Annotated in this window: 30 protein-coding genes and 2 tRNA genes; 16 read left to right on the forward strand and 16 right to left on the reverse strand. The window is 67.0% G+C overall.

All coding sequences use genetic code 11. The features are described from left to right. The first annotated feature begins 2 nt into the window (after window positions 1–2). The 7 genes from FCF25_RS00855 to FCF25_RS00885 all read left to right on the forward strand — a co-directional run bounded on the left by FCF25_RS00855 (window position 3) and on the right by FCF25_RS00885 (window position 4,069). Window positions 3–377, forward strand: a complete 375-nt coding sequence (locus FCF25_RS00855) for a twitching motility protein PilT (RefSeq protein ID WP_117595277.1) — start codon at window positions 3–5, stop codon at window positions 375–377. 1 nt (window position 378) lies between these two features. Then, window positions 379–951 (forward strand): DNA-directed RNA polymerase, encoded by a 573-nt coding sequence (locus FCF25_RS00860; protein WP_117594330.1) that lies wholly within the window; start codon window positions 379–381, stop codon window positions 949–951. Further along, the gene (spt4, locus tag FCF25_RS00865) at window positions 951–1,148 is read left to right on the forward strand and encodes a transcription elongation factor subunit Spt4 (protein ID WP_117594331.1); all 198 of its coding nucleotides are present in this window, start codon (window positions 951–953) and stop codon (window positions 1,146–1,148) included. Before FCF25_RS00860 ends, spt4 begins: the two co-directional genes overlap by 1 nt. A gap of 7 nt (window positions 1,149–1,155) precedes the next feature. Next, window positions 1,156–1,686: a GTP-dependent dephospho-CoA kinase family protein gene (locus FCF25_RS00870; RefSeq protein ID WP_117594332.1), complete on the forward strand. Its 531-nt coding sequence runs from the start codon at window positions 1,156–1,158 to the stop codon at window positions 1,684–1,686. Between the two features lie 90 nt (window positions 1,687–1,776). Then, complete coding sequence (locus tag FCF25_RS00875) at window positions 1,777–2,088, forward strand: 30S ribosomal protein S24e (RefSeq protein ID WP_117594333.1); 312 nt, start codon at window positions 1,777–1,779, stop codon at window positions 2,086–2,088. Between the two features lie 8 nt (window positions 2,089–2,096). After that, window positions 2,097–3,692 carry a bifunctional N(6)-L-threonylcarbamoyladenine synthase/serine/threonine protein kinase gene (locus FCF25_RS00880; RefSeq protein WP_117594334.1) on the forward strand — a complete coding sequence of 532 codons (1,596 nt, stop codon included), beginning with the start codon at window positions 2,097–2,099 and terminating at the stop codon, window positions 3,690–3,692. A 101-nt stretch (window positions 3,693–3,793) separates the two neighbouring features. Then, window positions 3,794–4,069, forward strand: coding sequence for a DUF5808 domain-containing protein (locus FCF25_RS00885; RefSeq protein ID WP_117594335.1), 276 nt, complete (start codon window positions 3,794–3,796; stop codon window positions 4,067–4,069). 37 nt (window positions 4,070–4,106) lie between these two features. Here FCF25_RS00885 and FCF25_RS00890 read toward each other — a convergent pair whose 3' ends face one another. Further along, a complete protein-coding gene (locus FCF25_RS00890) occupies window positions 4,107–4,358 on the reverse strand; it encodes a hypothetical protein (protein WP_117594336.1) in 252 nt (83 codons plus the stop codon). Between the two features lie 198 nt (window positions 4,359–4,556). On the opposite strand from FCF25_RS00890, the gene FCF25_RS00895 reads away from it, so the two are divergent. Further along, entirely contained in the window at window positions 4,557–5,183 is a 627-nt protein-coding gene (locus tag FCF25_RS00895; RefSeq protein WP_137046989.1) for a non-canonical purine NTP pyrophosphatase, read from the forward strand. Window positions 5,184–5,406: 223 nt separating this feature from the next. Here FCF25_RS00895 and FCF25_RS00900 read toward each other — a convergent pair whose 3' ends face one another. Then, complete coding sequence (locus tag FCF25_RS00900; protein WP_117594338.1) at window positions 5,407–5,904, reverse strand: hypothetical protein; 498 nt, start codon at window positions 5,902–5,904, stop codon at window positions 5,407–5,409. 122 nt (window positions 5,905–6,026) lie between these two features. Next, complete coding sequence (locus FCF25_RS00905; protein WP_137046990.1) at window positions 6,027–7,130, reverse strand: putative sulfate/molybdate transporter; 1,104 nt, start codon at window positions 7,128–7,130, stop codon at window positions 6,027–6,029. A gap of 133 nt (window positions 7,131–7,263) precedes the next feature. Here FCF25_RS00905 and FCF25_RS00910 point away from each other — a divergent pair, with 133 nt between their 5' ends. The 4 genes from FCF25_RS00910 to FCF25_RS00925 are packed head-to-tail and all read left to right on the forward strand — an operon-like array spanning window position 7,264 to window position 10,751. Next, on the forward strand, window positions 7,264–8,319 hold the full coding sequence (locus FCF25_RS00910) for a substrate-binding domain-containing protein (RefSeq protein ID WP_137046991.1): 1,056 nt from the start codon (window positions 7,264–7,266) through the stop codon (window positions 8,317–8,319). Window positions 8,320–8,346: 27 nt separating this feature from the next. Beyond that, on the forward strand, window positions 8,347–9,030 hold the full coding sequence (locus FCF25_RS00915) for an ABC transporter permease (protein ID WP_137049329.1): 684 nt from the start codon (window positions 8,347–8,349) through the stop codon (window positions 9,028–9,030). Further along, the gene (locus FCF25_RS00920) at window positions 9,027–9,974 is read left to right on the forward strand and encodes an ATP-binding cassette domain-containing protein (protein ID WP_137046992.1); all 948 of its coding nucleotides are present in this window, start codon (window positions 9,027–9,029) and stop codon (window positions 9,972–9,974) included. The genes FCF25_RS00915 and FCF25_RS00920 overlap by 4 nt, the downstream gene beginning before the upstream one ends. A gap of 54 nt (window positions 9,975–10,028) precedes the next feature. After that, a complete protein-coding gene (locus tag FCF25_RS00925) occupies window positions 10,029–10,751 on the forward strand; it encodes a TOBE domain-containing protein (protein ID WP_137046993.1) in 723 nt (240 codons plus the stop codon). A gap of 18 nt (window positions 10,752–10,769) precedes the next feature. Here the strand turns inward: FCF25_RS00925 and FCF25_RS00930 are convergent, their stop codons facing one another. The 3 genes from FCF25_RS00930 to FCF25_RS00940 form a co-directional block, all read right to left on the reverse strand. Further along, on the reverse strand, window positions 10,770–11,627 hold the full coding sequence (locus tag FCF25_RS00930; protein ID WP_137046994.1) for a dihydrodipicolinate synthase family protein: 858 nt from the start codon (window positions 11,625–11,627) through the stop codon (window positions 10,770–10,772). A 378-nt stretch (window positions 11,628–12,005) separates the two neighbouring features. Beyond that, window positions 12,006–12,680: a TrkA family potassium uptake protein gene (locus FCF25_RS00935; RefSeq protein WP_117594344.1), complete on the reverse strand. Its 675-nt coding sequence runs from the start codon at window positions 12,678–12,680 to the stop codon at window positions 12,006–12,008. A gap of 88 nt (window positions 12,681–12,768) precedes the next feature. Then, the gene (locus FCF25_RS00940) at window positions 12,769–13,401 is read right to left on the reverse strand and encodes a hypothetical protein (RefSeq protein ID WP_137046995.1); all 633 of its coding nucleotides are present in this window, start codon (window positions 13,399–13,401) and stop codon (window positions 12,769–12,771) included. A 156-nt stretch (window positions 13,402–13,557) separates the two neighbouring features. Between FCF25_RS00940 and FCF25_RS00945 the strand changes: the two genes are divergently transcribed. Next, a complete protein-coding gene (locus tag FCF25_RS00945) occupies window positions 13,558–14,160 on the forward strand; it encodes a metal-dependent hydrolase (RefSeq protein WP_174786360.1) in 603 nt (200 codons plus the stop codon). Between the two features lie 11 nt (window positions 14,161–14,171). Here FCF25_RS00945 and FCF25_RS00950 read toward each other — a convergent pair whose 3' ends face one another. Beyond that, a complete protein-coding gene (locus FCF25_RS00950; RefSeq protein WP_137046996.1) occupies window positions 14,172–15,308 on the reverse strand; it encodes a GNAT family N-acetyltransferase in 1,137 nt (378 codons plus the stop codon). A 195-nt stretch (window positions 15,309–15,503) separates the two neighbouring features. On the opposite strand from FCF25_RS00950, the gene FCF25_RS00955 reads away from it, so the two are divergent. Next, complete coding sequence (locus tag FCF25_RS00955) at window positions 15,504–17,072, forward strand: class I adenylate-forming enzyme family protein (RefSeq protein WP_137049331.1); 1,569 nt, start codon at window positions 15,504–15,506, stop codon at window positions 17,070–17,072. 65 nt (window positions 17,073–17,137) lie between these two features. Here the strand turns inward: FCF25_RS00955 and FCF25_RS00960 are convergent. Both FCF25_RS00960 and FCF25_RS00965 read right to left on the reverse strand, forming a co-directional pair. After that, window positions 17,138–17,209, reverse strand: a tRNA-Thr gene (locus FCF25_RS00960). Between the two features lie 55 nt (window positions 17,210–17,264). Then, window positions 17,265–17,981, reverse strand: a complete 717-nt coding sequence (locus FCF25_RS00965; RefSeq protein ID WP_137046997.1) for a hypothetical protein — start codon at window positions 17,979–17,981, stop codon at window positions 17,265–17,267. A 59-nt stretch (window positions 17,982–18,040) separates the two neighbouring features. Between FCF25_RS00965 and FCF25_RS00970 the strand changes: the two genes are divergently transcribed. Then, entirely contained in the window at window positions 18,041–18,742 is a 702-nt protein-coding gene (locus FCF25_RS00970; protein WP_117595280.1) for an enoyl-CoA hydratase/isomerase family protein, read from the forward strand. 2 nt (window positions 18,743–18,744) lie between these two features. Here the strand turns inward: FCF25_RS00970 and FCF25_RS00975 are convergent, their stop codons facing one another. Beyond that, the gene (locus tag FCF25_RS00975; protein WP_137046998.1) at window positions 18,745–19,578 is read right to left on the reverse strand and encodes an NAD+ synthase; all 834 of its coding nucleotides are present in this window, start codon (window positions 19,576–19,578) and stop codon (window positions 18,745–18,747) included. A gap of 294 nt (window positions 19,579–19,872) precedes the next feature. Between FCF25_RS00975 and FCF25_RS00980 the strand changes: the two genes are divergently transcribed. Beyond that, window positions 19,873–19,943: transfer RNA gene (locus FCF25_RS00980), tRNA-Gly, on the forward strand. A 42-nt stretch (window positions 19,944–19,985) separates the two neighbouring features. Here FCF25_RS00980 and FCF25_RS00985 read toward each other — a convergent pair. The 6 genes from FCF25_RS00985 to FCF25_RS01010 all read right to left on the reverse strand — a co-directional run bounded on the left by FCF25_RS00985 (window position 19,986) and on the right by FCF25_RS01010 (window position 24,724). Beyond that, window positions 19,986–20,933 carry a hypothetical protein gene (locus FCF25_RS00985; protein WP_137046999.1) on the reverse strand — a complete coding sequence of 316 codons (948 nt, stop codon included), beginning with the start codon at window positions 20,931–20,933 and terminating at the stop codon, window positions 19,986–19,988. A gap of 52 nt (window positions 20,934–20,985) precedes the next feature. Further along, complete coding sequence (locus tag FCF25_RS00990) at window positions 20,986–21,501, reverse strand: CNNM domain-containing protein (protein WP_117594350.1); 516 nt, start codon at window positions 21,499–21,501, stop codon at window positions 20,986–20,988. A gap of 152 nt (window positions 21,502–21,653) precedes the next feature. Continuing rightward, window positions 21,654–22,226, reverse strand: coding sequence for a hypothetical protein (locus tag FCF25_RS00995; RefSeq protein WP_117594351.1), 573 nt, complete (start codon window positions 22,224–22,226; stop codon window positions 21,654–21,656). A 93-nt stretch (window positions 22,227–22,319) separates the two neighbouring features. Beyond that, on the reverse strand, window positions 22,320–23,054 hold the full coding sequence (locus FCF25_RS01000; protein ID WP_137047000.1) for a hypothetical protein: 735 nt from the start codon (window positions 23,052–23,054) through the stop codon (window positions 22,320–22,322). Window positions 23,055–23,096: 42 nt separating this feature from the next. After that, entirely contained in the window at window positions 23,097–23,429 is a 333-nt protein-coding gene (locus FCF25_RS01005; protein ID WP_117594353.1) for a hypothetical protein, read from the reverse strand. A 176-nt stretch (window positions 23,430–23,605) separates the two neighbouring features. Then, window positions 23,606–24,724, reverse strand: coding sequence for a sorbosone dehydrogenase family protein (locus FCF25_RS01010; protein ID WP_137047001.1), 1,119 nt, complete (start codon window positions 24,722–24,724; stop codon window positions 23,606–23,608). Window positions 24,725–24,726: the final 2 nt, after the last annotated feature.

Here is a 24,726-nt window from a genome sequence, read left to right on the forward strand (position 1 = left end):
CCATGGACACCAACGCGCTCATGATGCCCGTCGAACTGGACGTCCGCGTCTTCGACGAACTCGACCGACTGTTCGGTCCGGGGACCGTCGACCTCGTGGTCCCCGAGACCGTCGTCGACGAGTTGGAGACGCTCTCGGCGGGCAACGGCGAGGAGAGCGTCGCGGCGAGCGTCGGTGCGGATCTGGCGGCCGACCGCTGTCAGCAAGTCGAGACCGAGGCGACGTACGCCGACGACGCGCTGGTCGAACTCGGCGCGCGCGGCGACTGTGAGTACGTCGCCACGAACGACCAACCCCTGCGCGACCGTCTGCTCGAACGCGGCGTTCGGGTAATCGGTTTAAGGGGTCGGAACACACTGAGTATCACAGAACCATAACATGTACAAGAGGGTACGACTCAAGGACACGGTCGAGGTGCCCCCGCGGCACCTCGCCGACGTGACGCCCGAACGGGTGAAGCGTCTGCTACAGGACAAGTTGGAAGGACGGATGGACGAGGACGTCGGCAGCGTCGTCAGCATCGCCGAGGTGGTAGATATCGGCGACGGCTCGGTGCTCCCGAACCGACCGGGGGTGTACTACGAGGCGGAGTTCGACGCGATAACGTACGACCCCCACATGCAGGAAGTCGTCGACGGCATCGTCGTCGAAGTCGTCGAGTTCGGCGCGTTCGTCGGTATCGGTCCGGTCGACGGACTGCTGCACGTCTCGCAGATATCGGACGAGTATCTCGCCTACGACGGCGAGAACCAGCAGTTGGCGTCGACCGAGTCGTCGGACACACTCGGCGTCGGCGACTCCGTGCGCGTCCGCGTCGTCACCAAGAGCATCGACGAGCGCAACCCGCGCGACTCGAAGATCGGCCTCACGGCGAAACAGCCCGGCCTCGGCAAGCACGGCTGGCTCCAGGCCGAACGCGAGGAGCGACAGGCCACGACGGAGGGTAACTGATGGCTAAACCCCGCCTCGCCTGCCGTGAGTGCCACTACATCAACGAACCGGACTCACAGAGCTGTGACCACTGCGGGTCGTCGAGCCTCACCGAAGACTGGGCGGGGTACGTCGTCATCACCCACCCGGAAGAGAGCGAAATCGCCCGCGAGATGAACGTCGACGAACCCGGCGGCTACGCGCTGAAGGTCCGGTGAGCCGCTGATGCTGCGGCTCCCCGAAGCGCTCCGGGGAGCGTTCAAAGAGCCGCTGGGTCCCGTCTACGTCGACGCCGAGCGACTGCTCTCGGAAGCAGAGGGTCCGATTATCGCCGTCGGCGACGTCGTCACCTACCACCTCCGAACCGCCGACCGCGACCCCGACGTGGCCGTCGTCGACGGCAAGACCAAGCGCGAGGCCGTCGGCGACGAGATCAGCCGCGTCCTCTCGGGGGACAACCCGCGCATCGAAGTCGAGAACCCGGCGGCGACGCTCTCTCGGGAGTTGCTCGCGGCGCTCCGCGAGGCCGTCGACAGCGACGAGAACACCGTCGTCGTCGTCACCGAGGGCGAAGAGGACCTGGCGACGCTCCCCGCTATCTTGGTCGCTCCCGTCGGCGCGCTCGTCGTCTACGGCCAGCCCGACGAGGGGATGGTCGGTGTGGCCGTCACGCCGGATGCGAAGGCTGAGGCGCGCGACCTGATGGAGCAGTTGGAGGGCGACTCCGACGCAGCGTTCGAGACGCTCGGCGTCTGACCCCCGACTCGCATCTCGCGGCCGTCGTCCGCTCCCCCTCTCTTCGAAATCCTTTTACTTGCTTCGCCGGGATTTATGAGCAACTGAACTATGGAAATCGAAATCATCGACGAGGAGGAGAACCCAATGTTGCACAGAACGGACGTTCGATTCACGATGACCCACGACGAGGCGACGCCCTCGCGCCTCTCGGTCCGCGACAGCCTCGCGGCGAAACTCGACAAGAACTCCGACGAAGTCGTCATCCACGAACTCGACACGAAGTTCGGCATGCGCAAGACCGCCGGCTACGCGAAAGTGTACGAGAGCCCCGAGTTCGCCCGCGACGTCGAGCAGGAGTACATGCTCGAACGCAACAAGATCACCGCGGAGGACGGCGACGCGGAAGCCGAAGAAGCGTAATCCGAGACGTGCGCGTTCTGGGTATCGAAGGGACGGCGTGGGCCGCCAGCGCCGCGTTGCACGATACAGAACGCGACGAGACTTTTATCGAATCAGACCCGTACGAACCCGACAGCGGCGGCATTCACCCGCGCGAGGCGGCCGAACACATGAGCGAGGCCATCCCGCGCGTCGTCGAAACCGTTCTGGAGCGCGCCGAAGCGACGAGTGGGGAACAGAGCCCTCCGATAGATGCGGTTGCGTTCTCCCGCGGCCCCGGCCTCGGCCCGTGTCTCCGCATCGTCGGCACCGCCGCCAGAGCGCTCGCCGGCGCGCTCGACGTGCCGCTGGTCGGCGTCAACCACATGGTCGCGCACCTCGAAATCGGTCGCCACGAGTCCGGTTTCGACTCCCCGGTCTGTCTCAACGCCTCGGGGGCGAACGCCCACCTGCTCGGCTACCACAACGGTCGCTACCGCGTCCTGGGCGAGACGATGGACACCGGCGTCGGCAACGCCATCGACAAGTTCACCCGACACGTCGGCTGGACCCACCCCGGCGGGCCGAAGGTCGAACGGGCGGCCGCGGACGGCGAGTACATCGACCTCCCGTACACGGTGAAGGGGATGGACTTCTCCTTCTCGGGCATCATGAGCGCCGCAAAGCAGGCCGCTGACGACGGCGAGGCGGTCGAAGACATCTGCTTCTCGCTCCAAGAGCACGTCTTCGGCATGCTCACCGAAGTCGCCGAGCGCGCGCTCTCGCTCACGGGGACCGACGAACTCGTCTTGGGCGGTGGGGTCGGACAGAACCGGCGCCTCAGGGAGATGCTGGCGTCGATGTGCGAGGAACGCGGCGCGGAGTTCTACGCGCCGGACCCGCGTTTCCTGCGGGACAACGCCGGGATGATCGCGGTTTTGGGCGCGAAGATGTGCGCCGCCGGCGACACCGTCCCCATCGACGAATCCGCCATCGACCCGAACTTCCGCCCCGACCAGGTGCCGGTGACGTGGCGCGGCGACGCGGAGTCGGTCGCCCGCGCCGTCGACGACGACGGCGCCGTCAGGGGCGCGGAAGCGACCGTCGAGTTCCACGGCGAGCGCGTCGTGAAACGGCGCGTCCCGAAGGCGTACCGCCACCCCGAACTCGACGCGCGGCTCCGCCGCGAGCGGACGGTCGCGGAGGCGCGGCTCACGAGCGAGGCGCGGCGGGCGGGCGTCCCGACGCCGCTGGTTCGGGACGTCGACGTGCGCGAGGCGACTATCACGTTCCAGCGCGTCGGCGAGGCCGACCTCGCGGCGACGCTCGACGCCGACGCCGTCGCCGACGTGGGTCGCTCCCTCGCGTCGCTGCACCGCGTCGGAATCGTCCACGGCGACCCGACGACGCGGAACGTCCGGGTCGGCGAGAGTCGGACGTTCCTCATCGACTTCGGCCTCGGCTTTCACACCGGCCACGTCGAGGACCACGCGATGGACCTGCACGTGTTCGAACAGAGCATCGAGGGGACGGCTGCCGACCCCGACCCGCTTCTGGAGGCGTTCGAGGCGGGCTACGCGGAGACCGGCGGCGACGACGTGCTCGCGCGCCTCCGCACCGTGGAGTCGCGCGGGCGCTATCGCTGACCGACCGGGTTGCGCTGACCCATCGACCGGGTCGCGCCGCGATTTGCACGCGCGACGACACAGCCAAAACGATTTATCAGAGGCGAGTGTATCGCTCTCGTATGGCCGACAAACCCGAGACCGGCGAACTGTTCGGCGTCCCGTACAACTTCGAGCGCCCGAGCGCCGGTCGGATGCTGTCTTCGTACTGGCAACCCGGTGACCGAATGCTGGTGAAGAAACCGTTCGGCGTGGGCTACACGCTCAACCTCGCCAACTGGCGCTCGTGGGTCGTCCTGCTGGTCGCGGCGGTGCTGCTCTTCCAGGAGCGCAAGAGCCGCGAAGAAGCCGAGTACGAGGACGACGGACCGGTCGAAGTCGTCGTCGACGACGACTGAACCGCGCTCTTCTCCCACTTCGACGGACCGCGAGTCGTCACTGACGCGAACGAGCGAGACCCGTCGCGCGCCAGACGTTGCCGCGCGTGCCGACCGGACGCAGTTCCAGCGGAACCGACGCCCCGGCGGGCAGTTGCTGTAGCGTCGACTGCAACTGCGAGGTCTCGTACTCGGCGATGTGGCGCGTGGCGTTCGAGTCGACTGCCTCGACGGTCATCGCGCCGTGCGCGTTCATCTCCTTCCTGACTGTCACCAACTCCACAGCGCGCTGTTGCCGTGCCCCGGACATACCCGGCTTGTTCGACCCTACTGGCTTAAAACCTGATATTTTTCTTACCTTCTGATACCGAGTCCTATGTAGTTCTCGCCCCATGACAAACGATAATACAGTTCCTCCCGGCGCGTGTGCTCTACGCGTACACTCCGCGTGCGGTCGGCGCTTCGCGAGACCGACGCCTCTTTGCGACCGGCGACCCCCTCCTCGGATATGCTCCACTACGTGACGACGAACGAGGGGAAAGTCGCGGAGGCGACGTCGTACCTCGGCGAGTCGGTCGGACAGGTCGACTTCGACTACACGGAGATTCAAAGCGACGACCTCGGGCGTATCGCGGCTCACGGCGCGCGCGAGGCGTACCGACAGGTGGGCGAACCCGTCCTCGTCGACGACGCGGGGCTGTTCGTCGACGCCCTCGGCGGGTTTCCGGGTCCGTACTCCTCGTACGTCGAGGATACCGTCGGCGTCGACCGCGTCTGGCGGTTGGGCGAACAGGAGGAGAACCGGAAGGCGTCGTTCCGCTGCGTGCTCGCCTACTGCGACGGCGAACCGTTCGCGGCATCGCCGGACCCGGTGGACCGCGACGACCGCGTCGCCGCCGCCGCGGCGGGCGCGGAGCGAGACGCCGAGGAGACCGAACCTCTGCCCGTCAAACTGTTCGAAGGCGTCGTCCGCGGCCGGCTCGTCGCCCCGCGCGGCGAGGGCGGATTCGGCTACGACCCCATCTTCGAGCACGACGGAAAGACGATGGCCGAGATGAGCACCGAGGAGAAAAACGCCATCTCGCATCGGGGGCGTGCGCTGGCGAAGTTCGGGGAGTGGTACGCCGAGCGATAGCGAGGCGTGCCTCGGAGGGCTCTGTCCTCCGGCGGTTCGCTGAACGGTAGCGAAGCAAACCTCGTCGGGCGCGAAGCGTCCGACGTAGGTTCAAACGCGAACGAATTGAGCGTTTGAATGTTCGAGTCGATATAGCCGCTGAACAAACACTCTCTAGATAGCTGTTCGGAACTCCCTCACCGTTTTCTATCACCGACTATCAAACAGTCCCGACCACGGCCGCTTACGTCCGCGGGTCGCGGTCCGGGCCCGGATACTCGCCGCCTTCGACTTCCCGATACAGACTCGCGGCGTCGAACAGCGTCGCGAACGCCTTCGGGTGGCGGACGCTCAGCGAGACGCGTTTCCGAAGCGTCGCGCCCGCCTGCGCCGTCTGGAGGCGCGGGTCGAGCGTCAGGAGGTGCATCGCGCCGCCGTGGTACGCCGAACCCAGCGCCGGGTGGTCGCCGTCGGCGTGGTCGACCGGTTCGCGCAGCGTCTCGACTCTCTCGCGCCAGTCGGTCGCCAGTTCCGCGTCCGCCAGCGAGGTGACGACGGCCTCGGCGTCGTCCAACAGCGCGTCGCTGGCGACGAGCGTCGTCCACGAGTGTTCGCGGAGACAGTCGAGCGCTCGCCGGGAGTCGCCGCCGACGAGCAGGTCCGCCGCGAGCACGTCCGCGTCGGCGACGACGCGCGCGGGAGACGCCTCGGATCGCTCGGTCACTTCCGCGCGCTCAGTCATCCTCGCTCCGCCTCCGTTCGAGCTCGTCGCGCACCTCGTCCTCGGCTACGTCGTACTCCGGTGCTCGCTCGAAGAGGTCGGCCCAGGTCATACCCGAAGATGGCGGCGCGACCACAAGACGCTTACCGGTCTGCGGTCCCGGCCACGCCCAACCTCGACGCGCCGAGCCACAGCACGACTCCGACGACGAACGCGACGCCGACGTTCGTCGCCACTCCGACGAGGCCCACGAGAACGGTCAGCGCGAGCGACTCCGTCCGAACTGCGCTCCGAGCCAACTGCGCCGCGACGAGCACCAGGAGGACGCCCAGAAGCGCCATCGGGAACGCGAGCACGACGCCCGCGAACAGCGCGGCGACGACGTAGAGGGCGCCGAGGACGACGTTCGCGCCGCCGGTCCGCGCGCCGAAGGCGTACTTGCCAGCGAGACCGCCGCTCCCGTGACACATCGGCAAGCCGCCGAAGGGGACGGAGAGAAGCGTCATCACGCCCATGCTCGTCGAGAGGTCGTCGGCCGACACGTCCGCGTCGAAGAGGTCCGAGCAGAGAAGCGACGTGGCGACGGCGGCGTTGCCGACGGTCATCGCCAACTGCGCCGTCGCACCCTCCACGGCGCCGAGGGTGAGCGCGGGGCCGCCAGCGGGGAAGACGCCGAGAGCCGGTAGCTGCGGCGTCGGCACGCCGGCCGTCGCGGCCGCCATCGCCCCGCCGACGCCGAGGACGACGAGCGTCGCCGCTCGGGGTCGGCCCGCCGCGGCGACGCCGAGCGTGAGCGCCACCGCCAGCGCCGCGAGCGCGAGATTGCCGAGGCCGAGTTCGACGCCGGTCTGCGCCAAGAGGAGCGCGACGGCGAGTTGGACGCCGCGAACCACCGGCTCTCCGACGTAGCGTTCGACCGACGAGATGGCGCTCGTCCGTCCCGCCAGAAGCAGCACCGCGCCCGCGACGAGGCCGGCGGCGACGAGTTCGCCGTAGCTCAGCGCCCCGGCGATGGCGAGCGCCGCGAGCGCTTTCATCGGTTCGACCGACAGCGGGAGGCCGTAGGCGACGCCCCAGACGACCTGGAACAGGCCGAAGGCGACGAGGACGTGCGAGAGCGACATCGGCGTCAGCGCGCCGAGCGCGACGACTATCGGGAGGACCGTAACCGAATCACCCAACGCGCCGGTCACCTCCCCGGTGTCGAACCGAATCGTCCTGCTCTCTCGAACGTCCGCGAGTGCCATTACCGGGCGCTGTACGGCGGGAATCATGAGTGTTCTCAGTAATCGCATCTCTCCACCCGAGCGACCGGACGAAACCGCGAGCGGTTACGGCGAGTGAGTAACACTTAACCACCCGCTCTCCATCGATGAATCCATGAAGATACAACGTCGACGGTTCGTTCAGGCCGCGGGCGTGGGGGCGATTCTCGGGCTGAGCGGCTGTTCGAGTCAAAACCCCTCCGAGAACGACACCGACAACGGTTCGACGGGCAACCAGAGCGACAGCGGCGGTCAGGGCGACGGCGACGGCGACGGCGACGGCGACGGCGGTGGCCGACGAGAACTCACGCTGGCGACGACGACGAGCACGTACGACACGGGTCTGCTCGACGAACTGAACCCGATGTTCGAAGAGCGGTTCGACGCGACCATCAACACCATCCCGCAGGGAACCGGCGCGGCCATCGAGACGGGCGCGGCCGGCGACGCAGACGTGATTCTCGTCCACGCGCGCGGGGCCGAGGACGAGTTCCTCCAGCAGGGCCACGGCGTCAACCGCCGCGACGTGATGTTCAACGACTTCGTCGTCGTCGGCCCCGAGAGCGACCCGGCGGGTATCGACGGGATGGACAGCGCGACGGAGGCGTTCTCGACCATCGCCGAGACCGGGTCGACGTTCGTCTCCCGCGGCGACGACTCGGGGACGAACAAGAAGGAGTTGCTCGTCTGGGAGGAGGCGGGCGTCGACCCCGGCGGGCAGTGGTACCGCGCCATCGGTCAGGGGATGGGCGACACGCTCAACCAGGCGAGTCAGTCGGGCGCGTACACCATCGCCGACCGGGGGACGTACCTCTCGATGCAGGACGAAATCGACCTCGTCGTCCACGTGCAGGGGCCGCTGCAGGGCGGTCCGGTCATCCTGCAGAACCCCTACGGCGTCATCCCGGTCAACCCCGCCCAGCACGACAACGTCGAGTACGACCTGGCGATGGCGTACGTCGGCTTCCTCACGAGCCCCGAGGGGCAGGGCACCATCGACAGCTACACCGCCAACGGCTCGCAGCTGTTCTTCCCGAACGCGCTCTCGGAGGAGCCGAACTTCGAACAGTACGTCCCGCAGGGGTACAGCGCCGAGGAGAGTCAGTCGCTCTCGCGGCGCGACAAACAGTATCTCTACTGGGTCGAACACCACGTCCCGGCGGATTATTAGTCGGGTGCTACCTCAGACAGAACCGTGATTCCGGCCTTCGGCGATCTGAACCTGAACTACCTCGTCAGCGTCACCATCGTGTCGCTGTACGTGAGCACCGTCGCCGTCGGCATCAGCACGCTCGTCAGCCTCCCAGTCTCCGTCGGCGTCGCGTTCGGCGACTTCCCCGGAAAACGCCTCCTCACGACGGTCATCAGCACCGGGATGGGCTTTCCGAGCGTCGTCGTCGGTCTCGTGGTCCTCCTGACGCTCTCGAACGCCGGCCCCCTCGGCGACCTCCAGTTGCTCTTTACGCCGCAGGCGATGATTATCTCGCAGACCATCCTCGCGACGCCGGTCGTCCTCAGCGTCTCCATCTCCGCCGTCGAGAGCGTCGGCGGCGACCTGCGCGACGCCGCCTTCGCCGCGGGCGGAACGAACACCGACGTGGGGCTGCTCGTCCTCCGCGAGGCGCGCTACGGCATCGTCACGGCCGTCCTCGCGGGCTACGGCCGCGCCATCAGCGAGGTCGGCTCCGTGCTCATCGTCGGCGGCAACATCGTCTACCCGCCCGAACAGACCTCCTTCACCCGGACGCTGACCACGGCCGTCACCGTCGAGGCTCGCCGCGGGAACTACGAGACTGGACTCGCGCTCGGCGCGGTGCTCCTCGTGCTCGTCCTCGTCGTCAACGCGCTCGGCGGTCGCATCCGCGACGGAGGGCGGGCATGAGCGGGCGGAAAGCCGTCGACCGCCTCCGCCTCGTCGCCGACGGAGTCTCTCACGGCTTCGACGGGAAGCCGGTCCTCGAAGACGTCTCGCTCACCGTCGAACCCGGCGAAGTGCTCGCCATCGTCGGCCCCTCCGGAACCGGAAAGACGACGCTGCTGCGACTCCTGGCGCTGTTCTCGCGGCCGAACGGGGGCCGGATCGCGCTCGACGACGCCCTCAGCGGCACCCACGGTGCGACCGACGGCGGCTCCGTCGCCACCGTTCGAGCGGACGGGCAGGCCGACGCGTCGATGGCCGGGCAGGCCGACGCGTCGATGGCCGGGCAGGCCGACGCATCGACGGACGGGCACGCCGACTCCGACGCCCGCGACGCGTGGTCGCTGTCGGACGAAGAGCGTCTCGGACTCCGGCGACGCATCGGCCTGGTCGCGCAGGACCGGTCGCTGTTCTCGGCGTCGGTCGGCTACAACGCCGCGTACGGTCTCGGCGTCAGACGTTCGCGGTGGGGTCGTCTCCGCGGTTCGCTACTGCGAACGGTCGGCGCCTGGTCGCCCCCGGACGCCGCGCTCGACGCGCTCGACACCGTCGGCATGGCAGACATGGTCGACAAACACGCGGAGTCGCTCTCGTCCGGCGAAGCCCAGCGCGTCGGCGTCGCGCGGGCGCTCGCGGTCGACCCCGACGTGCTCCTGCTCGACGAACCGACCTCGAATCTCGACCCGCGGAACACCGCCGTCATCGAGGACGCCGTGCGCGAGGCCAAAGCGCGCGGTATCGGCGTCGCGCTCGCCACGCACGACATGGCGCAGGCGCGCCGCGTCGCCGACAAGACGGCGGTCGTTCTCGACGGGACGTGCATCGAACACGGGCCCACCGAGCGCGTGTTCGAGTCGCCGCACGACGACCGCGCCCGCCAGTTCGTCGCGGGCGAACTCGTCTACTGAGACCGAGGCGCTCGGGAGTGGTGGACTCATTACGGGGGCCCGCGAACGGACGGTATGGACGGCGCGTTCGAGGCGTACCTCGCATCCGACGGCGTCACCTTCGACGACGACGACGCCGACCTGCTCCGCGCGGTCGACGACTCCGGCTCCGTCAGCGCCGCGGCCGCCGCGCTCGGACGCTCCCGCGCCCGCGCGCTCTCTCGACTCGAAACGCTCGAAGGCGCCTTCGGCCCGCTCGTCGAGCGTCGACGCGGCGGGGCCGACGGCGGCGGGAGCGAACTCACCGACGGGGCCGGAGCGCTGCTCCACCGATTCGCGCGCCTCCGCGCGGCCCTCTCGGGGACGACGGGCGCGCGCGAAGCCGTGCTCTACGGCCGAGTCGCCGGCGTCGACGGCGAACTCGGCGTCGTTGACACCGACGCGGGACCGGTTCGCGCGCTCGTCGTCGGCGCCGACGGCCACGTGGCCGACGGGGTCGACCCACAGACGCCCGTGCAAGTGAGCGTCCGCGCCGACGCCGTGACGCTGCACGCGCCCGACGACGCGCCCCCGTCGGCGGCGACGAGCGCCCGCAACCGCTTCGAGGGCGTCGTCTCCGACCTCGACTCCGGCACCGCCGTCGCCACCGTCGCGGTCGATATCGGCGCGGACGTGCCGCTGTTCGCGCTCGTGACCGCAGAGAGCGTCGAACGGCTCGGATTGGGTGACGGTGTGCCCGTCGTCGCGTCGTTCAAGGCGACGGCGACGCGAGCGACGGTAGTCGACGACGAACGGTAGCGACTCCGTGGACTCGTCTTACAGTTCCGCGACGAGCGCTTCGAGCTCTTCCCGCGCCTCGTCGTCCACCGGTTGGTGCGGCGCACGGGCGTAGCCGGCGGGCGCGCCGCGGGCACGCATCGCCGCTTTCAGCCCGGGGACGCCGTGGACTGACGTCACCGCGCGGTTCAGTTCGACGAGACCGGCGTTCAACTCGCGGGCGCCCTCGGCGTCGCCCTCGCGGTGGCGTTCGTATATCTCGGCGCACGCTTCCGGGGCGACGTTCGCGAGGCCCAAGATGCCGCCGTCGGCCCCCGCGTCGAGCGCGTGCGCGGCGACGCTGCCGGCACCGACGAAGAACTCGAACTCGTCGCCGGCGAGTCGTCGGGTGCGGCCGAACGCTTCGAGGTTCCCGCTGGAGTCTTTCATCCCGGCGATGTTCGGGTGACCGGCGAGTCGACCCGCGGCGTCGGACGAGAGCGTGACGCCGGTGTACGCAGGGACGCTGTAGAGGTACACCGGAATCTCGGCGTCGTCGGCCACCTCGCGGTAGTGCGCTTCCAGCGCCGCCTCGTCGTGCGGGAAGTAAAACGGCGTGACGACGAGCGCGCCGTCGGCGCCCGCGTCGGCGGCCAACCGCGTCTGCCGCTTCGTCTCGCGCAGGCCGGGGTGGCCGGTTCCGGCGAGCACCGGCACGGAGGCCTCCTCGACGACGAGTTCGACGACCCGGGCGCGCTCTTCGACGCTCATCAGTTCGGCTTCGCTGTTCGACCCGCAGGGGACCAGAAAGTCGACGCCTCGGGCTTCGACCCAGGCGACGAGCGCTCTGAGCGCCTCCTCGTCGAGGTCGCCGTCTTCGTCGAACGGGGTCGCAAGCGGTGGTCCGATTCCTTCCATGGCGCCCGGTCACGCGCGGCGAAATTGTAGCTTTGGGTCGGGGTCGCACGGTCCGCTTTCTCCGTCGTCGCGGGCGGAAACGTGTCACACGTCTGAATGGCCGAATTCGGCGTCGTACAGCAGTCACACGTCCGTCTGACGCGGATTTAAGTCCGTCCACAGGCTCCGTTCATTCGGGCGCGTAGACGGCATCTGTTCCCATCCTCCCACCCGTTCGCGCCCGGATGCACGCCGAACCCCACCCGACTGCATCCGAGTTCGCTCCGGGCCGGCCGTCCCCCGCGACCGACCCCGGACCGACCACGTTTTCACGTACTCCGACTCGATTCCACTGCCGACTCGACTCTACTGCCGACTCGACTCCATTGTCGACTCGATTCAGGCGCTCTCGACCGCTGCGTCTCCGAGTAGTTGTCTGCGGACGTCTTCGAGTGACTCCTGCTCGACGATGAGCGCGACTCTGTCTCCGACTTCGACGGTCGTCTGCGGCAACGGAATCGTCATCGCCTCCCGGTCGTCGCCGTGAGCGTAGATGCGGGCGGTCGACGGCAGCGCTATCTCGCTGACTCGCTTGCCGACGACCGGCGAGCCGTCGGGGATGGTGACCGCCGACAGCTGGAGATTCTCGGTGAGCTCGCCGATGGCGTTGAAGTTCCCGCCCAAGAGAGCGGTTTTCGCGCCCGCCGCGCCGAGTCGCTCCGGGTAGATTATCTCGTCGACGTCCTCGGCGTACTCTTTGTATATCTCCTCGCGGTAGTCGGCGTCGATGCGGAGGACGGTCCGACAGCCGTACTCTTTGGCGATCATGCAGACCGCGTAGTTCGTGTTCAGGTCGCCCGTGATGCCGCCGACGGCGACGGCGTCGTCCAGTCCGGCGCGCTCCAAGACGGCCTCGTTGCTCCCGTCGCCCTCGATGACCTCGAACCCGGCCTCTCGGGCGCGTTCGACTTTGTCCCTGTCGTTCTCGACCAGAACGACTTCGTGGCCCTCTTCCGCGAGGATTCGCGCGGTTCGAGAGCCAACCCGACCGTACCCGACGATAACGAATCGCATGCCTCTGTATACCGCGCTCCGCCTCAAAAAGCTACGTCCCATCCGCGACTCGTCGTCGCTCCCGTCTCGCCCTCGGTCGCTCGTCGGTTCACCGTCCGCGCCGCTGTTCGAGTCGTCCGACGAGCGAGTCGACCGTCGCCGAGAGTCTGTGCGTACCGAACAACGCGACGAGCGCCGCGCCGACGGCGTCGAAGACGAGGTCGGTCAGGGTGTCTTCGAGGCTGTACTGAACGAGAACCGCCTGGAGACCCAGCAGGTCGGTGACTCCGCGTACGCTGAACTCCAACACCTCCCAGAACACGCCGAAGGCGAGCGTCACGACGAGGACGAACACGGAGAGAAACGGCGGCGGGAAGTACACCGCTCGCGTGTGCTCGTCGATGGCACGCACCGTCGCGTAACCGACCCCGGCGACGACCGACGCCGACAGCGTGTGCGTGAGGCTGTCCCACCACGGTATCGCGGTGTAGAGACCGAGCATCCCGAGCGAGTGCAGCGAGACCGCGAGCGTCACCCAGAGCGTTACGCCCGCGCCGAGGCTGATGTCGCTGTCGCGTTCGAGCAGCGCCGGCAGAAACGTCACCGCGAGCGCCATCGCCGCGTTGACGACGACGCTGAGGTTACGTCGGGCGACGCCGACGACCAGCACCCCCGCGATGACGAGTTGGAGACCGCGACTGAGCCGTCGTTGTCGACGCACCGACAGTGGGAACAACGCCATCGTACCGTGTTCTCGCTCCCCGGCTTAAACGGTGTTCCGTCGGCCCGACGAGCGCTGTTTCCGGCGGAGACGCGGTCGTTCGCCCCCGCCGTATCGTGCGCCGCGTTCCCACGGTTCCCGACACGGTTTTTGTCTCGTACACCTTACTCGGGGGCGATGATGGCCACCACGCACGCCCTGATAGGGGTGGTGCTCGCGCTCGTCGTCGCCCCCGACGGCGGCCTCCTCCCGGTCGCAGCCGCCGGTCTCGGCGGACTGTTCCCCGACTTCGACCTCTACGTCGCCCACCGAAAGACGCTCCACTTCCCGGTGTACTTCTCGCTCGCGGCGTTCGTCGCCGCCGCCGTCGCCGCGCTCGTCGCGTCGCCGGTCGCGCTCGCAGTCGCGCTGTTTCTGGCGGCGGCGGCGATCCACTCCGTGATGGACATCTTCGGCGGCGGCCTCGAACTCAAGCCATGGGAGGCCACCTCCGACCGCGCGGTGTACGACCACTTCAACGGGCGGTGGCTCGCGCCCAAGCGCTGGATTCGCTACGACGGCGCGCCCGAGGACTTCCTCCTGGGGGCCGTCTTCGGTATCCCGGCGCTCCTGGTGCTCTCGGGCACCGCGCAGACGGTCGTCGCCCTCGCGCTCGCCGTCTCGGCGGCGTACTCCCTGCTGCGGAAGGCGCTCGTCGAGGTGGCAGAGCGCCTCGTCGGCACAGCACCGCCGGAACTGCTCGTGTACGTCCCCGAACGCTTCGTCGAGGACTTCCGGTAGACGGTCGGCGATTACCCGATTTCGCGCTCGCAGAACGTGAACCGCCAGCGTTCGCCGTCCGAGAGCCGCCGTCCGCCGACCGTCCACTCGTCCACCGACTCGTCGGTGAGCGGCCGCGCGACGAGGTAGTTCGGACTCGTCACCCGCGAGAGCGGCCCCTCGTCGTTCCGGGTGAAGCCGTACTTACCGAGCAGTCGCTCGGGGAGCGCTTCGCCGAACACCGATAGCAGGTCGGCGTCCTCGTTGTCGGCGACGACGCGCGCGAGCAGCGCGTCTACCGCGTCGACCCACGCCTCGCCGCCGGTGAGCGGAGCGACGTCCGTGACGTGGACGACGGCCGAATCGAGACCCAGCTGCGTGCCGACGACGAACGCGGCGACGGGACTGCCCCTCCGCTCGGCGAGGAGCGTCTCGTACTCGAACCGCGGATTCGCGTACCGCCAGGCGTAGAACTCGGCGTCTCTGTCCGCGTGTACGTGCGAGAGCGGCGACGCGGCGACGAGGCCCGCCAACTCCTCGGCGGGGACGCCCGTCTCGCGGCGAACGCTCACGTCGGCGTCCGCGGGGGTGCCGGTCCGGAGCGAGAGATACCCCCGAGTCGCCGCCGTCGCGAGTTTGCCGAGCGTCTTCCCCGCTCGCTCCCCGCCGAGCGACGCCAGTGCGGTCGGGTTCTGCACGCGGTAGTACACCGGGAACTCGCGTGTGACGCCGCGGTGCAGCGACAGTCGCTCGCCTAGTTTGTCGAGCGCGCCGAGCACCGCCTCGTTGGGAAAGCCGATGGAGACCTGCGGCTCGCGGGTCGCGTAGTGGTCGTAGACGTGGGTCACCATCTTCGAGAACAGACCCCGCCGGCGGTGGTCGGGGTCGACCATCGGGTCGACCTGCACCACCGCGAGGACGCGCTCGTCGCCGGCGCGGAGCGGAATCGGGACGCTCGGGCGCGCGCCGACGATTTCGCCGTCGCTCTCGGTTTCGGCGACGGCGACGGGGGTCTCGTCGAGGTACGGGTTCTCGACGTAGCGCCAGTCGAACCAGTTCGGGTCGGTGCGGTCGAACACTGTCTCGTAGAGCGACAGTACCGCCTCTCGGTCCGTCGGTTCGTACTGTCGTACGCGGTAGCTCTCGCGCTCGTCGTCCTCGTCGTCCATCTCGTATCGCCCTTACGTCGACTGCTGACATAGTTGCACGGTGCGACTACCCTTTCTGTCCGAGAGTAGAGGCCCGCTACTGGCATAAATGTCAACTTTAACCCACTCCTTAGTTAGCGGACGCTCGCGGAATTCGTGTCGTAATCTCGTAACGGACATCGTTCTTTTACCCGACTTCGGCGAAACGAGGGTGTGATGCACCCTGGCGCGTTCTCCCCCGCTGCACGATCCGGTAACGCGGCGCGCGTGTACGACGAAACCGCCGCCGAGCGCGGCGACGCACTCGCCCTCGAAACCGGGAACACGCGGTACAGCCACGCCGAACTCAGCGACCGGTCGGCGCGGCTCGCCGGGGCGCTACACGAACGCGGCCTCGACCCCGACGACCGGCTCGGTATCTTCCTCTCGAACCGTCCCGAACTCGTGCTCACGGCACTGGCCGCACTGAAGGCTGGACTGCCGTTTTCTCCGGCAAATCCGCAGTTCACGGCGTACGAACTCGCATCGCAGTTGGACGACAGCGACGCCGAGGCGCTCGTCACCGAACCGTCGCTGCTCCCGAAGGTCGAAGACGCGCTCGACCGCCTCGACGCCGACCCGCTGGTGATTCTCGTCGGCGACGAGCAGCCGCCCAACGCCGTTTCCGCCGACGTCGACACCGTCGCCTTCTCGGCGCTCGACGCCGAGCCCACGATGGTCCACCGCGATGACGACGACGTGGCGATGCAACCGTACACCAGCGGGACCACCGGGGAGCCGAAGGGCGTACTGCTGACGCACCGAAACCTGCGCGCACAGTCGTTCATCGCTTTCGAGCGCTCGGCGCTCCGCGCCGACGAGGAGCGGTTCCTCTCGGTGTTGCCGCTGGCGCACATCGCGGGGTTCGTCAACCGGACGTGGCAACCGCTGATTCGCGGGGCGACCGTCTACCTGCGGGACCCGAGCGAGTGGGACCCCGAGGCGGCGATGGAAACCATCGAGCGCGAGCGGATCACGAAGTTCGGCGCGGTGACCGCGATGTACGTCGACCTCGTCAACCACGAACGGTTCGGCGAGTACGACCTCTCCAGTCTCGAAGAGGTGATGGAGGGCGGCGACCGGATGCCGTCGGCGGTCCAGGAGCGCTTCGAGGCGACGGCGGGCGTCGAACTGTTCGAGGCGTACGGGCTGACCGAAACCGGCGGCGGGACCCACGTCGGTTTCGGGTCGACGTTCGGTCCGCGACTCGGCAGTATCGGTCAACCGCTCCGGGCGACCGACTGCAGGGTCGTCGACGACGAGGGTCGCGACGTACCGCCGGGTGAGACGGGCGAGCTGCTCGTCCGCGGCCCGCACGTGTTCGAAGGCTACTACGACCGGCCCGAGGAGACAGAGGCGGCGTTCACCGAGGGCGGCTACTTCCGCACCGGCGACGTGGCCCGCCGCGATGCGGACAACTACTACGAGATCGTCGACCGGAAATCGGACGTCATCGTCACCGCGGGCTACACCGTCTACCCGCGCGAGGTGGAGAACGCGCTGTACGAACACCCGGACGTCGTCGCCGCCGCCGTCGTTGGCGTCTCGGACGAGCGCCGCACCGAGACGGTGAAAGCCTACGTCGTTCGCAGGCAGGGCTCGGCCGTCGACGCCGAAACGCTTCGGGAGTTCTGTCTCGAACGCGTTGCGCCGTACAAGCACCCGCGGACCGTCGAGTTCGTCGAGGAACTTCCCCGGACACACAACAGCAAAGTTCGGCGCGTGGAGCTGCGGGAGGGGACGTAGTTTGAGAGGCTCTCAAACTCACGCGTCACTCATCGCTGTCGTCCGTCTCGCGAGTTTGTGAGAAAAGCCTAGGCCGGGATTTGAACCCGGGCTCTCGTCCTTACCAAGGACGCGCTTTACCGCTAAGCTACCCAGGCGCTTGCTGCGCATTCAGTCGTTTGCCCGATTCGTCTTTAGGCGTTTCGATTCGGCTCAGCTATCGGTAGGCGATGCCACGGGGTCGTCTTCCCCGCCGCCGGTCGCCAACCGCTTGGCGGCCGTCTCGGACAGGGTAGAGGGAACGGGTGGAAACGCCGTTCCGTGTTCGGCGGCGAGTTCGTCGGCGTACGTCGAGAGCGACTCCGGCACCGACTGTCCGACCGCCGTCGCGCCGGCGAGCACCGCGAGGTCGAGTACGTCGGCCTCCAGTCGACGGTCGAAGGTTTCGGTCTCGCGGTCGGACTCGCCGTCGTCGACGCTCGAAGCCGGTCGACGACCGAGCGTCTGGTCGCGTCCGAACGCGCGGACGGTGTCGACGGCGCGCGTCGCCGCCTCCGTCCGCGCGAGTACGAAGAAGCCGCGAGCGACGAGCACGTCGGCGGCGAGAACGAGCATATCCGCCTCGATACCCGCGATGAGGTCGCCAGCGCCGTTCTGTCGCGCCGAGACTCCGTCGGCCCACGGTTCCTCTCGGGCGAGGTCGCGAGTGAGACGGAGGCCCTCGTAGATCAGTTGGACGCCGGCGGCGCGTTCGGCGAGCGCGTCGGCGTTCACGTCGGGGTCGAGGGCCCGCGCGCTCCCCAGTGCGAGCGCTCCCGGCAGCATCGATGCGTCCGCCAGGCGCGCATCTAGCGCGTCTAACAGTTTCGGAGGGTCGATATCCGAGAGCGCTTCGCGCGCGGCATCGCGGGTCCGCACGGCGTCGTCCATCAGTGGACGGTAGCGACGGGAAAGGCAAAGACCTTTGGAAACTCCCCCGCAGAACCGGTATGGTTCGCTTCACCGACCGCGAGCGCCTCCGCGTGGTCACCCTCGACCGACCCGAGCGGCGCAACGCGCTCCGCCCCGAGGACCTGGACGCGCTGGAGGCCGCGGTCACCGGTGCCGACGCCGCCGACGTTCCGGTCGTCTACCTCCACGGCGAGGGACCGGCCTTCTGCGCCGGAGCAGATTTGGACGTGGTCGCCTCGCTCTCGGACCCCGAAGCGTTCGCCCGCCACGGTCAGCGCGTCGCAAACGCCATCGAAACCGCGGACTGTGTCGTCGTCGCCGGTATCGACGGTGCGGTCCGCGGCGGAGGTGTCGAACTCGCGTTGGCCTGCGACCTCCGCGTGGCGACGCCGGAGGCGACGTTCGCCGAACCCGGCGTCCGCTTCGGGCTGTTCGGCGCGTGGGGCGGGACGGTCCGTCTCCCGCGGGTGATGCGCGAGGGCGACGCGCTCGACTTCGCACTCTCGGGGCGCGCTATCGACGCCGAGGAAGCACTGCGGACGGGGTTAGTCTCTCGAATCGAGGAGGAACCGCTGGCGGTCGCCGAACGCCTCGCGGCCAACGAACCGGACGCACTGGCAGCGGTGAAAGCGCGGATGCGAGACCGGCGGGGGAGAGACGCACAGGAGGCCGCAGAGGCGGAGGCGTTCGGCGACCTCGTGCGGGCGCACGCCGCCGACATCGCGGCGGACAGAGGGTGAGATTACAACTCCAGCGCGTCGGGTGCGGGCGGCATCGACCGCTTGTGAGCGCTCTGAGCGACCAACTGTTCGACGCGCGCTATCTGTGATTCGGTCACGTCGAGGTGCCGCGCCGTCGCCGCCGTCGACAGCGGGCCGTCGACGTGCAGCGCGAGAATTGCGTCGAGCGCGTCGTAGCTGATGCCCATCTCCTCTTCGTCCGTCTGTTCGAGCCACATCTCGGCGGAGGGCGTCTTCGTCACGAGGTCCTCGGGTACGCCGACGTGGGCGGCGAGCTGGCGAACCTGCTGTTTGTACAGGTTGCCGATGGGGTTGCAGTCGACGGCCTGGTCGCCGTACTTGGTGAAGTAACCGGTCATCGCCTCGCTGCGGTTGCCCGTCCCGAGGACGATTCGGTTCTTGTGGTTGGCGACGAAGTAGCCCAGCACGCCCCGAGTGCGCACGTAGACGTTCCCGGCGGCCATCCGGTCCTCGGCCGCCTCGGGGAAGGCGGCGAAGAACTGCTCGGCGATGGGCTGAATCTCGATTACGTCGTAGGAGATTTCGAGTATCTGCGCGACGCGCTCGGCGTCGCTCATGTTCTCCTCGGTGTTGACCGAACTCGGCATCACGAGGCCGTGGAGCCCCTCCTCGTCGAGCGCCTCCACGGCGAGGTAGGCGGTCAGCGTGCTGTCGATGCCCCCCGAGAGACCGAGCACCGCGCCCTCTGCGCCGGCGTCGTCGACGACGCTCCGGATGAACGAGACGACGTGTTCGCGCGTCGCTTCGAGTTCCTCGTCGGAGAGGCGGAGGTCCAGCGGTGCAGTGTCGTCGAGAATCGGCGTGTCGCTACTCATCGACTAATCGTAGACGCGTCGGTGACTAATAGGCATCTCTTCTCGGGATTTGCTGGACGCGCGTCCAGTTCCGCGAAACGCTATCTTGAAGTGTTCCCGTCCGGTACTTTCGGCCGCACTCGACGCAGTGAGCGCCGATGATTCACTGAACGCAGTGAAGTGAATCCCGGGGCGAATGCAATGAGCGCCGATGGTGAGCCGAACGAAGTGAGGCGAACCGCGGGGCGCGAGTGTAACGAGCGCGCCGATGGTGAGACGGACGCAGTCCGTCGAGGTACGGTGCGAACGCAGTGAGCGCCGATGGTCCAATGGTAGGACAGTGGCTTCCCAAGCCACCGGTCCGGGTTCGATTCCCGGTCGGCGCACTCCCTTCGGTTGGTGCTTTCGATATACTCTCTGAACCAGTATTATCCCTTGGAACCGATATTAGTCAATTGTTCCCGGAGCCAATTTTCGAGAGACGATCGTGTAGTCCACCATTTTACAGTACAATCCTCTAGAACAAACCAAACAGTGACGCTATCTGTTGGCTTGGAAGAGGTAGTGTATATCTTAATATCATAGCGATATGTTTCACCTTTTACTAGCTGAGGACGAGTTTCTCCGCTCTTAAGGGGAACTGTAACTGATTCTGGACGTCGACCTCTTGCGTGCAAGAAGACTCGTTCGTCGGAATCCTGCAGTATAATCTTCTTTGGACGCTCATTTAAATTGGCGTAGTACCATGGACTTTCGTGGGATAAATCAACCGTTGGTATGTGATTCACCCACTTCTGGAACTTGCCAAATCCTGCTTCAGACAAATGGACTAATGGTGGCGGAATCCGGACAGAACGGTTATCGTGTAATGGAGTTACTTGTTTCGTGTTCTTATTTTCGATAGTCCAATACTCATGAAGTGTCACCCCTGAACGTCCTTTATTTCCGATATCGAAACATATCTTAAGTTTGCTTGGAAACTCCTCGTAAGCCAATTCGTTCGTCCTAGCTCCACAAAAACCCTCTTGAATTGGGTCTGGAAAGTCATGCTCCTCTTCGGAATCTATCCCAGATACTCTCTTTATTTTCTGCGAGCTCTCCACTGCTATTTCTTCCTCGCTACCTTCACCAGTAAATGGAACAACGTGGATTCGTGAGAGAATCTTTGGGTCGGGATTGGAAGAGAGGTAGTACCACAACAACCCAAATGTGAGTGCAAAAGGAGGGACTCCCAAAATCATTTCTGGCAGTTTAGGTGCCCAAGATGGCTTGAGCTCCAAATAGAAATAAAACAGAATAATTACTATTACTGACAGGATAGCCATAAAAACGTTCACTCCACGGTAATACGTTAGACTCGAAAGCTTTCCCATCATTGATGTTGACTGTCAAACAAAGTTAACAATCTTTCTATCCCCGAACCCCCGGTCACTCAGTGTACGGCTTCTCGATGTCGGGATCGGCAGTGATGAGCGCGCTGATCCGCCGAGTTATCGCGTCGAACACCGTGATGATGGGCGAGAGCGCCCGCTCGACGAGCCGGATGGGTGACGCGACGCGTAGCGACCAGTTTTCCGCGTTGCCGAGCCCGTAGGCTTTCGGGACGATCTCGCCGAATATCAGGACGAGACAGCTCGTGAGAAGCGTCGTCGCCGCGATAGCCACTCCGGGCGGGAGATAGCTGGCGATGAGAACGGTCACGATACTCGAAATCGCGATGTTCACGACGTTGTTGCCGACTAGCAGCGTCACCAGCAGCCGATGCGGGTCGTCGCGCAACGTCCGAAGCAGTTGCGCGCGGCGGTCTCCCGTCGTCGACTGCTGCTCTACCCACTCCGTCGACAGCGAGAAGATGGCCGTCTCCGAACTCGAAAAGAACGCGCTGCACACGAGCAAGACGCCCGTCGCTACGACTCCGAGAACTGCCACGGTCGAACTCTCCATAGCCCGCTCTTCTAGTCGTACGTGAAAGAGCCTATCGCCGTCCTCCGTTCGGAGGGTCGACGCGGTCGAGCCCGTGGTGACCCGCACGTGGATCGACGCCGAGGCCGGTCACCGAACGACGAACCCGCGGTCACCGAACGACGAACCCGCGGTCACCGAACGACGTACCCGTCGTCTTTCATCGCCCCGACGACCAACTCGTCGAACGCCGTCGCCATCTCCGGGGCGAGTCGCTCCACCGCGGGGTCCTGGTCGTGGAACTCGACCGTCCGTTCGCCGGCGTCGACGAACCCGTATCGTCGCCCGTACTTCTCGCCGTTGTTGCCGTAGGCGAGGACGGTCACGTAGGGGTCGCGCCCGTCGTATCTCCCGATTTCGTGAACCACCACCGTTGCGAACTCGGTGAGGTTGGTCGCGTAGTTGCCGACGACCAACCCGCGTTCGAGCGTCTCGCGGTCCCACTCGCGGCGCTCGCCGGTTTTGATACTGCGGCCGACGACTCGCTCGGGCGTTATCTCCTCGACCTCCCACTCGTCGATGCGCGCGGAGGCGACGTCGCGGTCGGCGTTCTTGATTCGGTCGCCGACGCGGACGCCGAGATACACCGCCCGTCCGGGTCGCCACTCGACGCGAATCTCGTCGGGGTCGAGGTAGACGCGCGCCTCCTTTCCGGCGATGGTCCGCCGCTCGATTCTCGTGTGACTGTCGATGTCTCTCAGCGCCATGGTGTCTCGGAGGCGCGCTGAGGATTTAACCCGCGCGCCGGACCGGTTTCGAGAGTGTCGGGTCCGCCGCTGTCGACGTTTCGGCCCGCCGCGCTATCCGAACCACGGCGCACCGGCCCCCTCTCGGCCGTCTCCGTCGACAATTGCTCGAAGCTCCGCCGTCGCCGGCTCGTCGTACCAGAAGCGTCGCCGCCACCACGGACCCTTTCCGGAGTCGTTCGACAGTTCGGTGACGAGGCGGTTCGCCGTCGCCCCCGCCTCGCGCGAACTCAACGGGACGACGCGCTCGAACAGTCTCGACTTCTCGTCGCCTTCGACGAGCACCTTCGCGTCGAACGGGTCGCGCTTGACGTGGGCGTTCTCGGCGAATCGCTCCCGTTCGGTCGACGAGAGCGCCTCGTACTGCTCGCCGGTCACCGCCCGACGAACGCGGAACTCGCCGATGAGGTAGGTCCCCCAGTCGTCGTCGACGACGCGGTCCGAGGTGGGTGCGCCGCCGTGGAGACTCAGCGTCGCGTAGAAGAACAGCGAGTCGCCCGGCGACAGCTCCGAGAGCGGTCCGGCTTTGACGCCGTGCTCGTCGCCGTAGGTGTGCCGCGTCGCGCCGTGAACGCCCGCGAACGCCGGGTCGAGATGGACCGACGTATCGAGCACCGACTCCGGGAGGTCGAAGCCGAACGAGAGGTCGCCGTAGGTCGGCACTCGCTCGCTCGTCCCCGCTCGCTCCGGAATCGGGACGTACTCGAACCGACCGTCCGGATACACCGGTCCGCGGAAGCCGGGGAGGTTCGTGTTCGCGGCGACGTTGATGGCGATACTCCGAGTCACGCCGTCGCTACGGGAGCGCCCGGTAAAGAGTCGTCCGGTCGCTCATCCCAGCCGCTGGGCGCAGTTGCGGCAGAACGTGAACGTCGTGTCCGCTTCGTTCTCGACGCCGCAGTGCGGACAGATGCGCTCTGTCGCCGACTTCCGGAACGCCTCCGTCGTCGCCGCCGACATCGCCGGACTCAGGCTCGCGGCCGCGGTTCGATCGTGGGCCATCTCGCGCTCTGCGGATTCGTCGCCGCTCCCGCCGCGCCGCGCGATTGCGCTGTCGGCCTCGGCGAACGCGCCGCCCTCGCCCCCGAGATATCGGTAGACGAGCAGTTGGAGCACGACCAACCCGAGCACGTACACGAGTATCCATCCCCACAGTGCACGCATACTGTGCTATTTGTCATCATGGGACTTGTGTCTTCGGTTTGCTTATAAACGAACGTCGCCGACGGCGCGCCGGCAGCCGGCCGTAGTGGAGTCGAGAACCGCGGACGAGGGGCGCTGAGACGTGACGAGAGCGGCTGTCGAGCGAACCGGTTCCGTCCGACAGAATCGGACGGTCGCTACTCCGCTTCGGGGAAAAAGCGGACGACCCTGTCGTCGCCGTCGCGCGGCTCGCCCCGCCCGTCGCGGTTGCTCGTCACGGCGTAGAGGTGGCCGTCCGGACCGGTGAACACCGTCCGGAGCCGACCGAACTCGCCCTCGTACAGGGGTTCGTCTTCGACGACCTCCGTGCCGTCGATGCGGAGGCGGCGGAGGTGTTCGCCGGCGAGCGTTCCGAAGAAGAAGTCGCCCTGCCACTCGCGGTACGGACCGTCGTAGAACGTCGCGCTCGCGGGGGCGATGGTCGGGGTGTACTCGGTGATAGCGCCCGTGTACTCGTCGGTGCTCTCGGTGCCGCCGACCTCCGGCCAGCCGTAGTTGTTGCCCGCTTCGAGCACGTTCACCTCGTCGTTCTCGGCGGGGCCGTGTTCCGTCGAGAAGATGGTCCCCTGCCGGAAGGCGAGTCCCTGCGGGTTGCGGTGACCGTAGGTGAACACCTCGTTGTCGAAGGGGTTGTCCGGATGCGGCTCCCCGTCGAACGTCAACCGGAGCACCTTCCCGTTGAGCGAGTCGGTGTCCTGCGCGCGGTCGCGGTCGTTCGCGTCGCCGACGGTGGCCAGGAGGCTGTCCTCGTAGACGGCGAGGCGACCGCCGTCGTGGATGATGTCGCCGGGGATGCCGTCGACGATGGGCTCCCACTCCCAGCCGTTTTCGAGGTCGTGGCGGACGATACGGTTCGTGAACTCGTACTCGCCGCCGGAGTACGTGTGGTACGTGTACGCCGCCGGTTCGTTCGGGTGAAACACCAGCCCCAGGAGGCCGCCCTCGCCGTCCTGGACGACGTCGTCGACGGTGAGCAGTTCCTCGGGGTCGCCCTCCCCGTCGGGGATTCGGACGATTCGCCCGAGGCGCTCGGTGAGGTAGAGGTCGCCGTCGCGCCACGCCGCTCCCCACGGAATCTCCAGCCCCGTGACCACCGTCTCGTGCTGGATGGTCTGCGGCGGCGGGGAGGTGGTCTCGGCGTCGTCCGTCGACGGCTCGGCGGAGTCGTTTCCGGGCGGGTCGGAAGTGGTCGGGTCGTCGAGGCAACCGCCGAGGGCGACGACGCCGGCGAGGCCGAGATAGGTCCGTCGGTTCATAG

Origin of the sequence: Haloprofundus sp. MHR1 (assembly GCF_005155585.1) — an archaeon.
In the GTDB taxonomy this organism is placed as follows: domain Archaea; phylum Halobacteriota; class Halobacteria; order Halobacteriales; family Haloferacaceae; genus Haloprofundus; species Haloprofundus halophilus.

What these genes read in the sequence shown, in the direction of transcription:
- FCF25_RS00970 (WP_117595280.1), top strand. Translation starts at nt 18,041, where the DNA reads ATGGTTCGCTTCACCGACCGCGAGCGCCTCCGCGTGGTCACCCTCGAC.
- FCF25_RS00925 (WP_137046993.1), top strand. Translation starts at nt 10,029, where the DNA reads ATGGACGGCGCGTTCGAGGCGTACCTCGCATCCGACGGCGTCACCTTC.
- FCF25_RS00935 (WP_117594344.1), bottom strand. Translation starts at nt 12,680, where the DNA reads ATGCGATTCGTTATCGTCGGGTACGGTCGGGTTGGCTCTCGAACCGCG.
- FCF25_RS00985 (WP_137046999.1), bottom strand. Translation starts at nt 20,933, where the DNA reads ATGATGGGAAAGCTTTCGAGTCTAACGTATTACCGTGGAGTGAACGTT.
- FCF25_RS00955 (WP_137049331.1), top strand. Translation starts at nt 15,504, where the DNA reads ATGCACCCTGGCGCGTTCTCCCCCGCTGCACGATCCGGTAACGCGGCG.
- FCF25_RS00905 (WP_137046990.1), bottom strand. Translation starts at nt 7,130, where the DNA reads ATGGCACTCGCGGACGTTCGAGAGAGCAGGACGATTCGGTTCGACACC.
- FCF25_RS00975 (WP_137046998.1), bottom strand. Translation starts at nt 19,578, where the DNA reads ATGAGTAGCGACACGCCGATTCTCGACGACACTGCACCGCTGGACCTC.
- FCF25_RS01010 (WP_137047001.1), bottom strand. Translation starts at nt 24,724, where the DNA reads ATGAACCGACGGACCTATCTCGGCCTCGCCGGCGTCGTCGCCCTCGGC.
- FCF25_RS00990 (WP_117594350.1), bottom strand. Translation starts at nt 21,501, where the DNA reads ATGGAGAGTTCGACCGTGGCAGTTCTCGGAGTCGTAGCGACGGGCGTC.
- FCF25_RS00885 (WP_117594335.1), top strand. Translation starts at nt 3,794, where the DNA reads ATGGCCGACAAACCCGAGACCGGCGAACTGTTCGGCGTCCCGTACAAC.
- FCF25_RS00965 (WP_137046997.1), bottom strand. Translation starts at nt 17,981, where the DNA reads ATGGACGACGCCGTGCGGACCCGCGATGCCGCGCGCGAAGCGCTCTCG.
- FCF25_RS00875 (WP_117594333.1), top strand. Translation starts at nt 1,777, where the DNA reads ATGGAAATCGAAATCATCGACGAGGAGGAGAACCCAATGTTGCACAGA.
- FCF25_RS00950 (WP_137046996.1), bottom strand. Translation starts at nt 15,308, where the DNA reads ATGGACGACGAGGACGACGAGCGCGAGAGCTACCGCGTACGACAGTAC.
- FCF25_RS00940 (WP_137046995.1), bottom strand. Translation starts at nt 13,401, where the DNA reads ATGGCGTTGTTCCCACTGTCGGTGCGTCGACAACGACGGCTCAGTCGC.
- FCF25_RS00870 (WP_117594332.1), top strand. Translation starts at nt 1,156, where the DNA reads ATGCTGCGGCTCCCCGAAGCGCTCCGGGGAGCGTTCAAAGAGCCGCTG.
- FCF25_RS00910 (WP_137046991.1), top strand. Translation starts at nt 7,264, where the DNA reads ATGAAGATACAACGTCGACGGTTCGTTCAGGCCGCGGGCGTGGGGGCG.
- FCF25_RS00920 (WP_137046992.1), top strand. Translation starts at nt 9,027, where the DNA reads ATGAGCGGGCGGAAAGCCGTCGACCGCCTCCGCCTCGTCGCCGACGGA.
- FCF25_RS00855 (WP_117595277.1), top strand. Translation starts at nt 3, where the DNA reads ATGGACACCAACGCGCTCATGATGCCCGTCGAACTGGACGTCCGCGTC.
- FCF25_RS00860 (WP_117594330.1), top strand. Translation starts at nt 379, where the DNA reads ATGTACAAGAGGGTACGACTCAAGGACACGGTCGAGGTGCCCCCGCGG.
- FCF25_RS00945 (WP_174786360.1), top strand. Translation starts at nt 13,558, where the DNA reads ATGATGGCCACCACGCACGCCCTGATAGGGGTGGTGCTCGCGCTCGTC.
- FCF25_RS00900 (WP_117594338.1), bottom strand. Translation starts at nt 5,904, where the DNA reads ATGACTGAGCGCGCGGAAGTGACCGAGCGATCCGAGGCGTCTCCCGCG.
- FCF25_RS00890 (WP_117594336.1), bottom strand. Translation starts at nt 4,358, where the DNA reads ATGTCCGGGGCACGGCAACAGCGCGCTGTGGAGTTGGTGACAGTCAGG.
- FCF25_RS00895 (WP_137046989.1), top strand. Translation starts at nt 4,557, where the DNA reads ATGCTCCACTACGTGACGACGAACGAGGGGAAAGTCGCGGAGGCGACG.
- FCF25_RS00930 (WP_137046994.1), bottom strand. Translation starts at nt 11,627, where the DNA reads ATGGAAGGAATCGGACCACCGCTTGCGACCCCGTTCGACGAAGACGGC.
- spt4 (WP_117594331.1), top strand. Translation starts at nt 951, where the DNA reads ATGGCTAAACCCCGCCTCGCCTGCCGTGAGTGCCACTACATCAACGAA.
- FCF25_RS00995 (WP_117594351.1), bottom strand. Translation starts at nt 22,226, where the DNA reads ATGGCGCTGAGAGACATCGACAGTCACACGAGAATCGAGCGGCGGACC.
- FCF25_RS01005 (WP_117594353.1), bottom strand. Translation starts at nt 23,429, where the DNA reads ATGCGTGCACTGTGGGGATGGATACTCGTGTACGTGCTCGGGTTGGTC.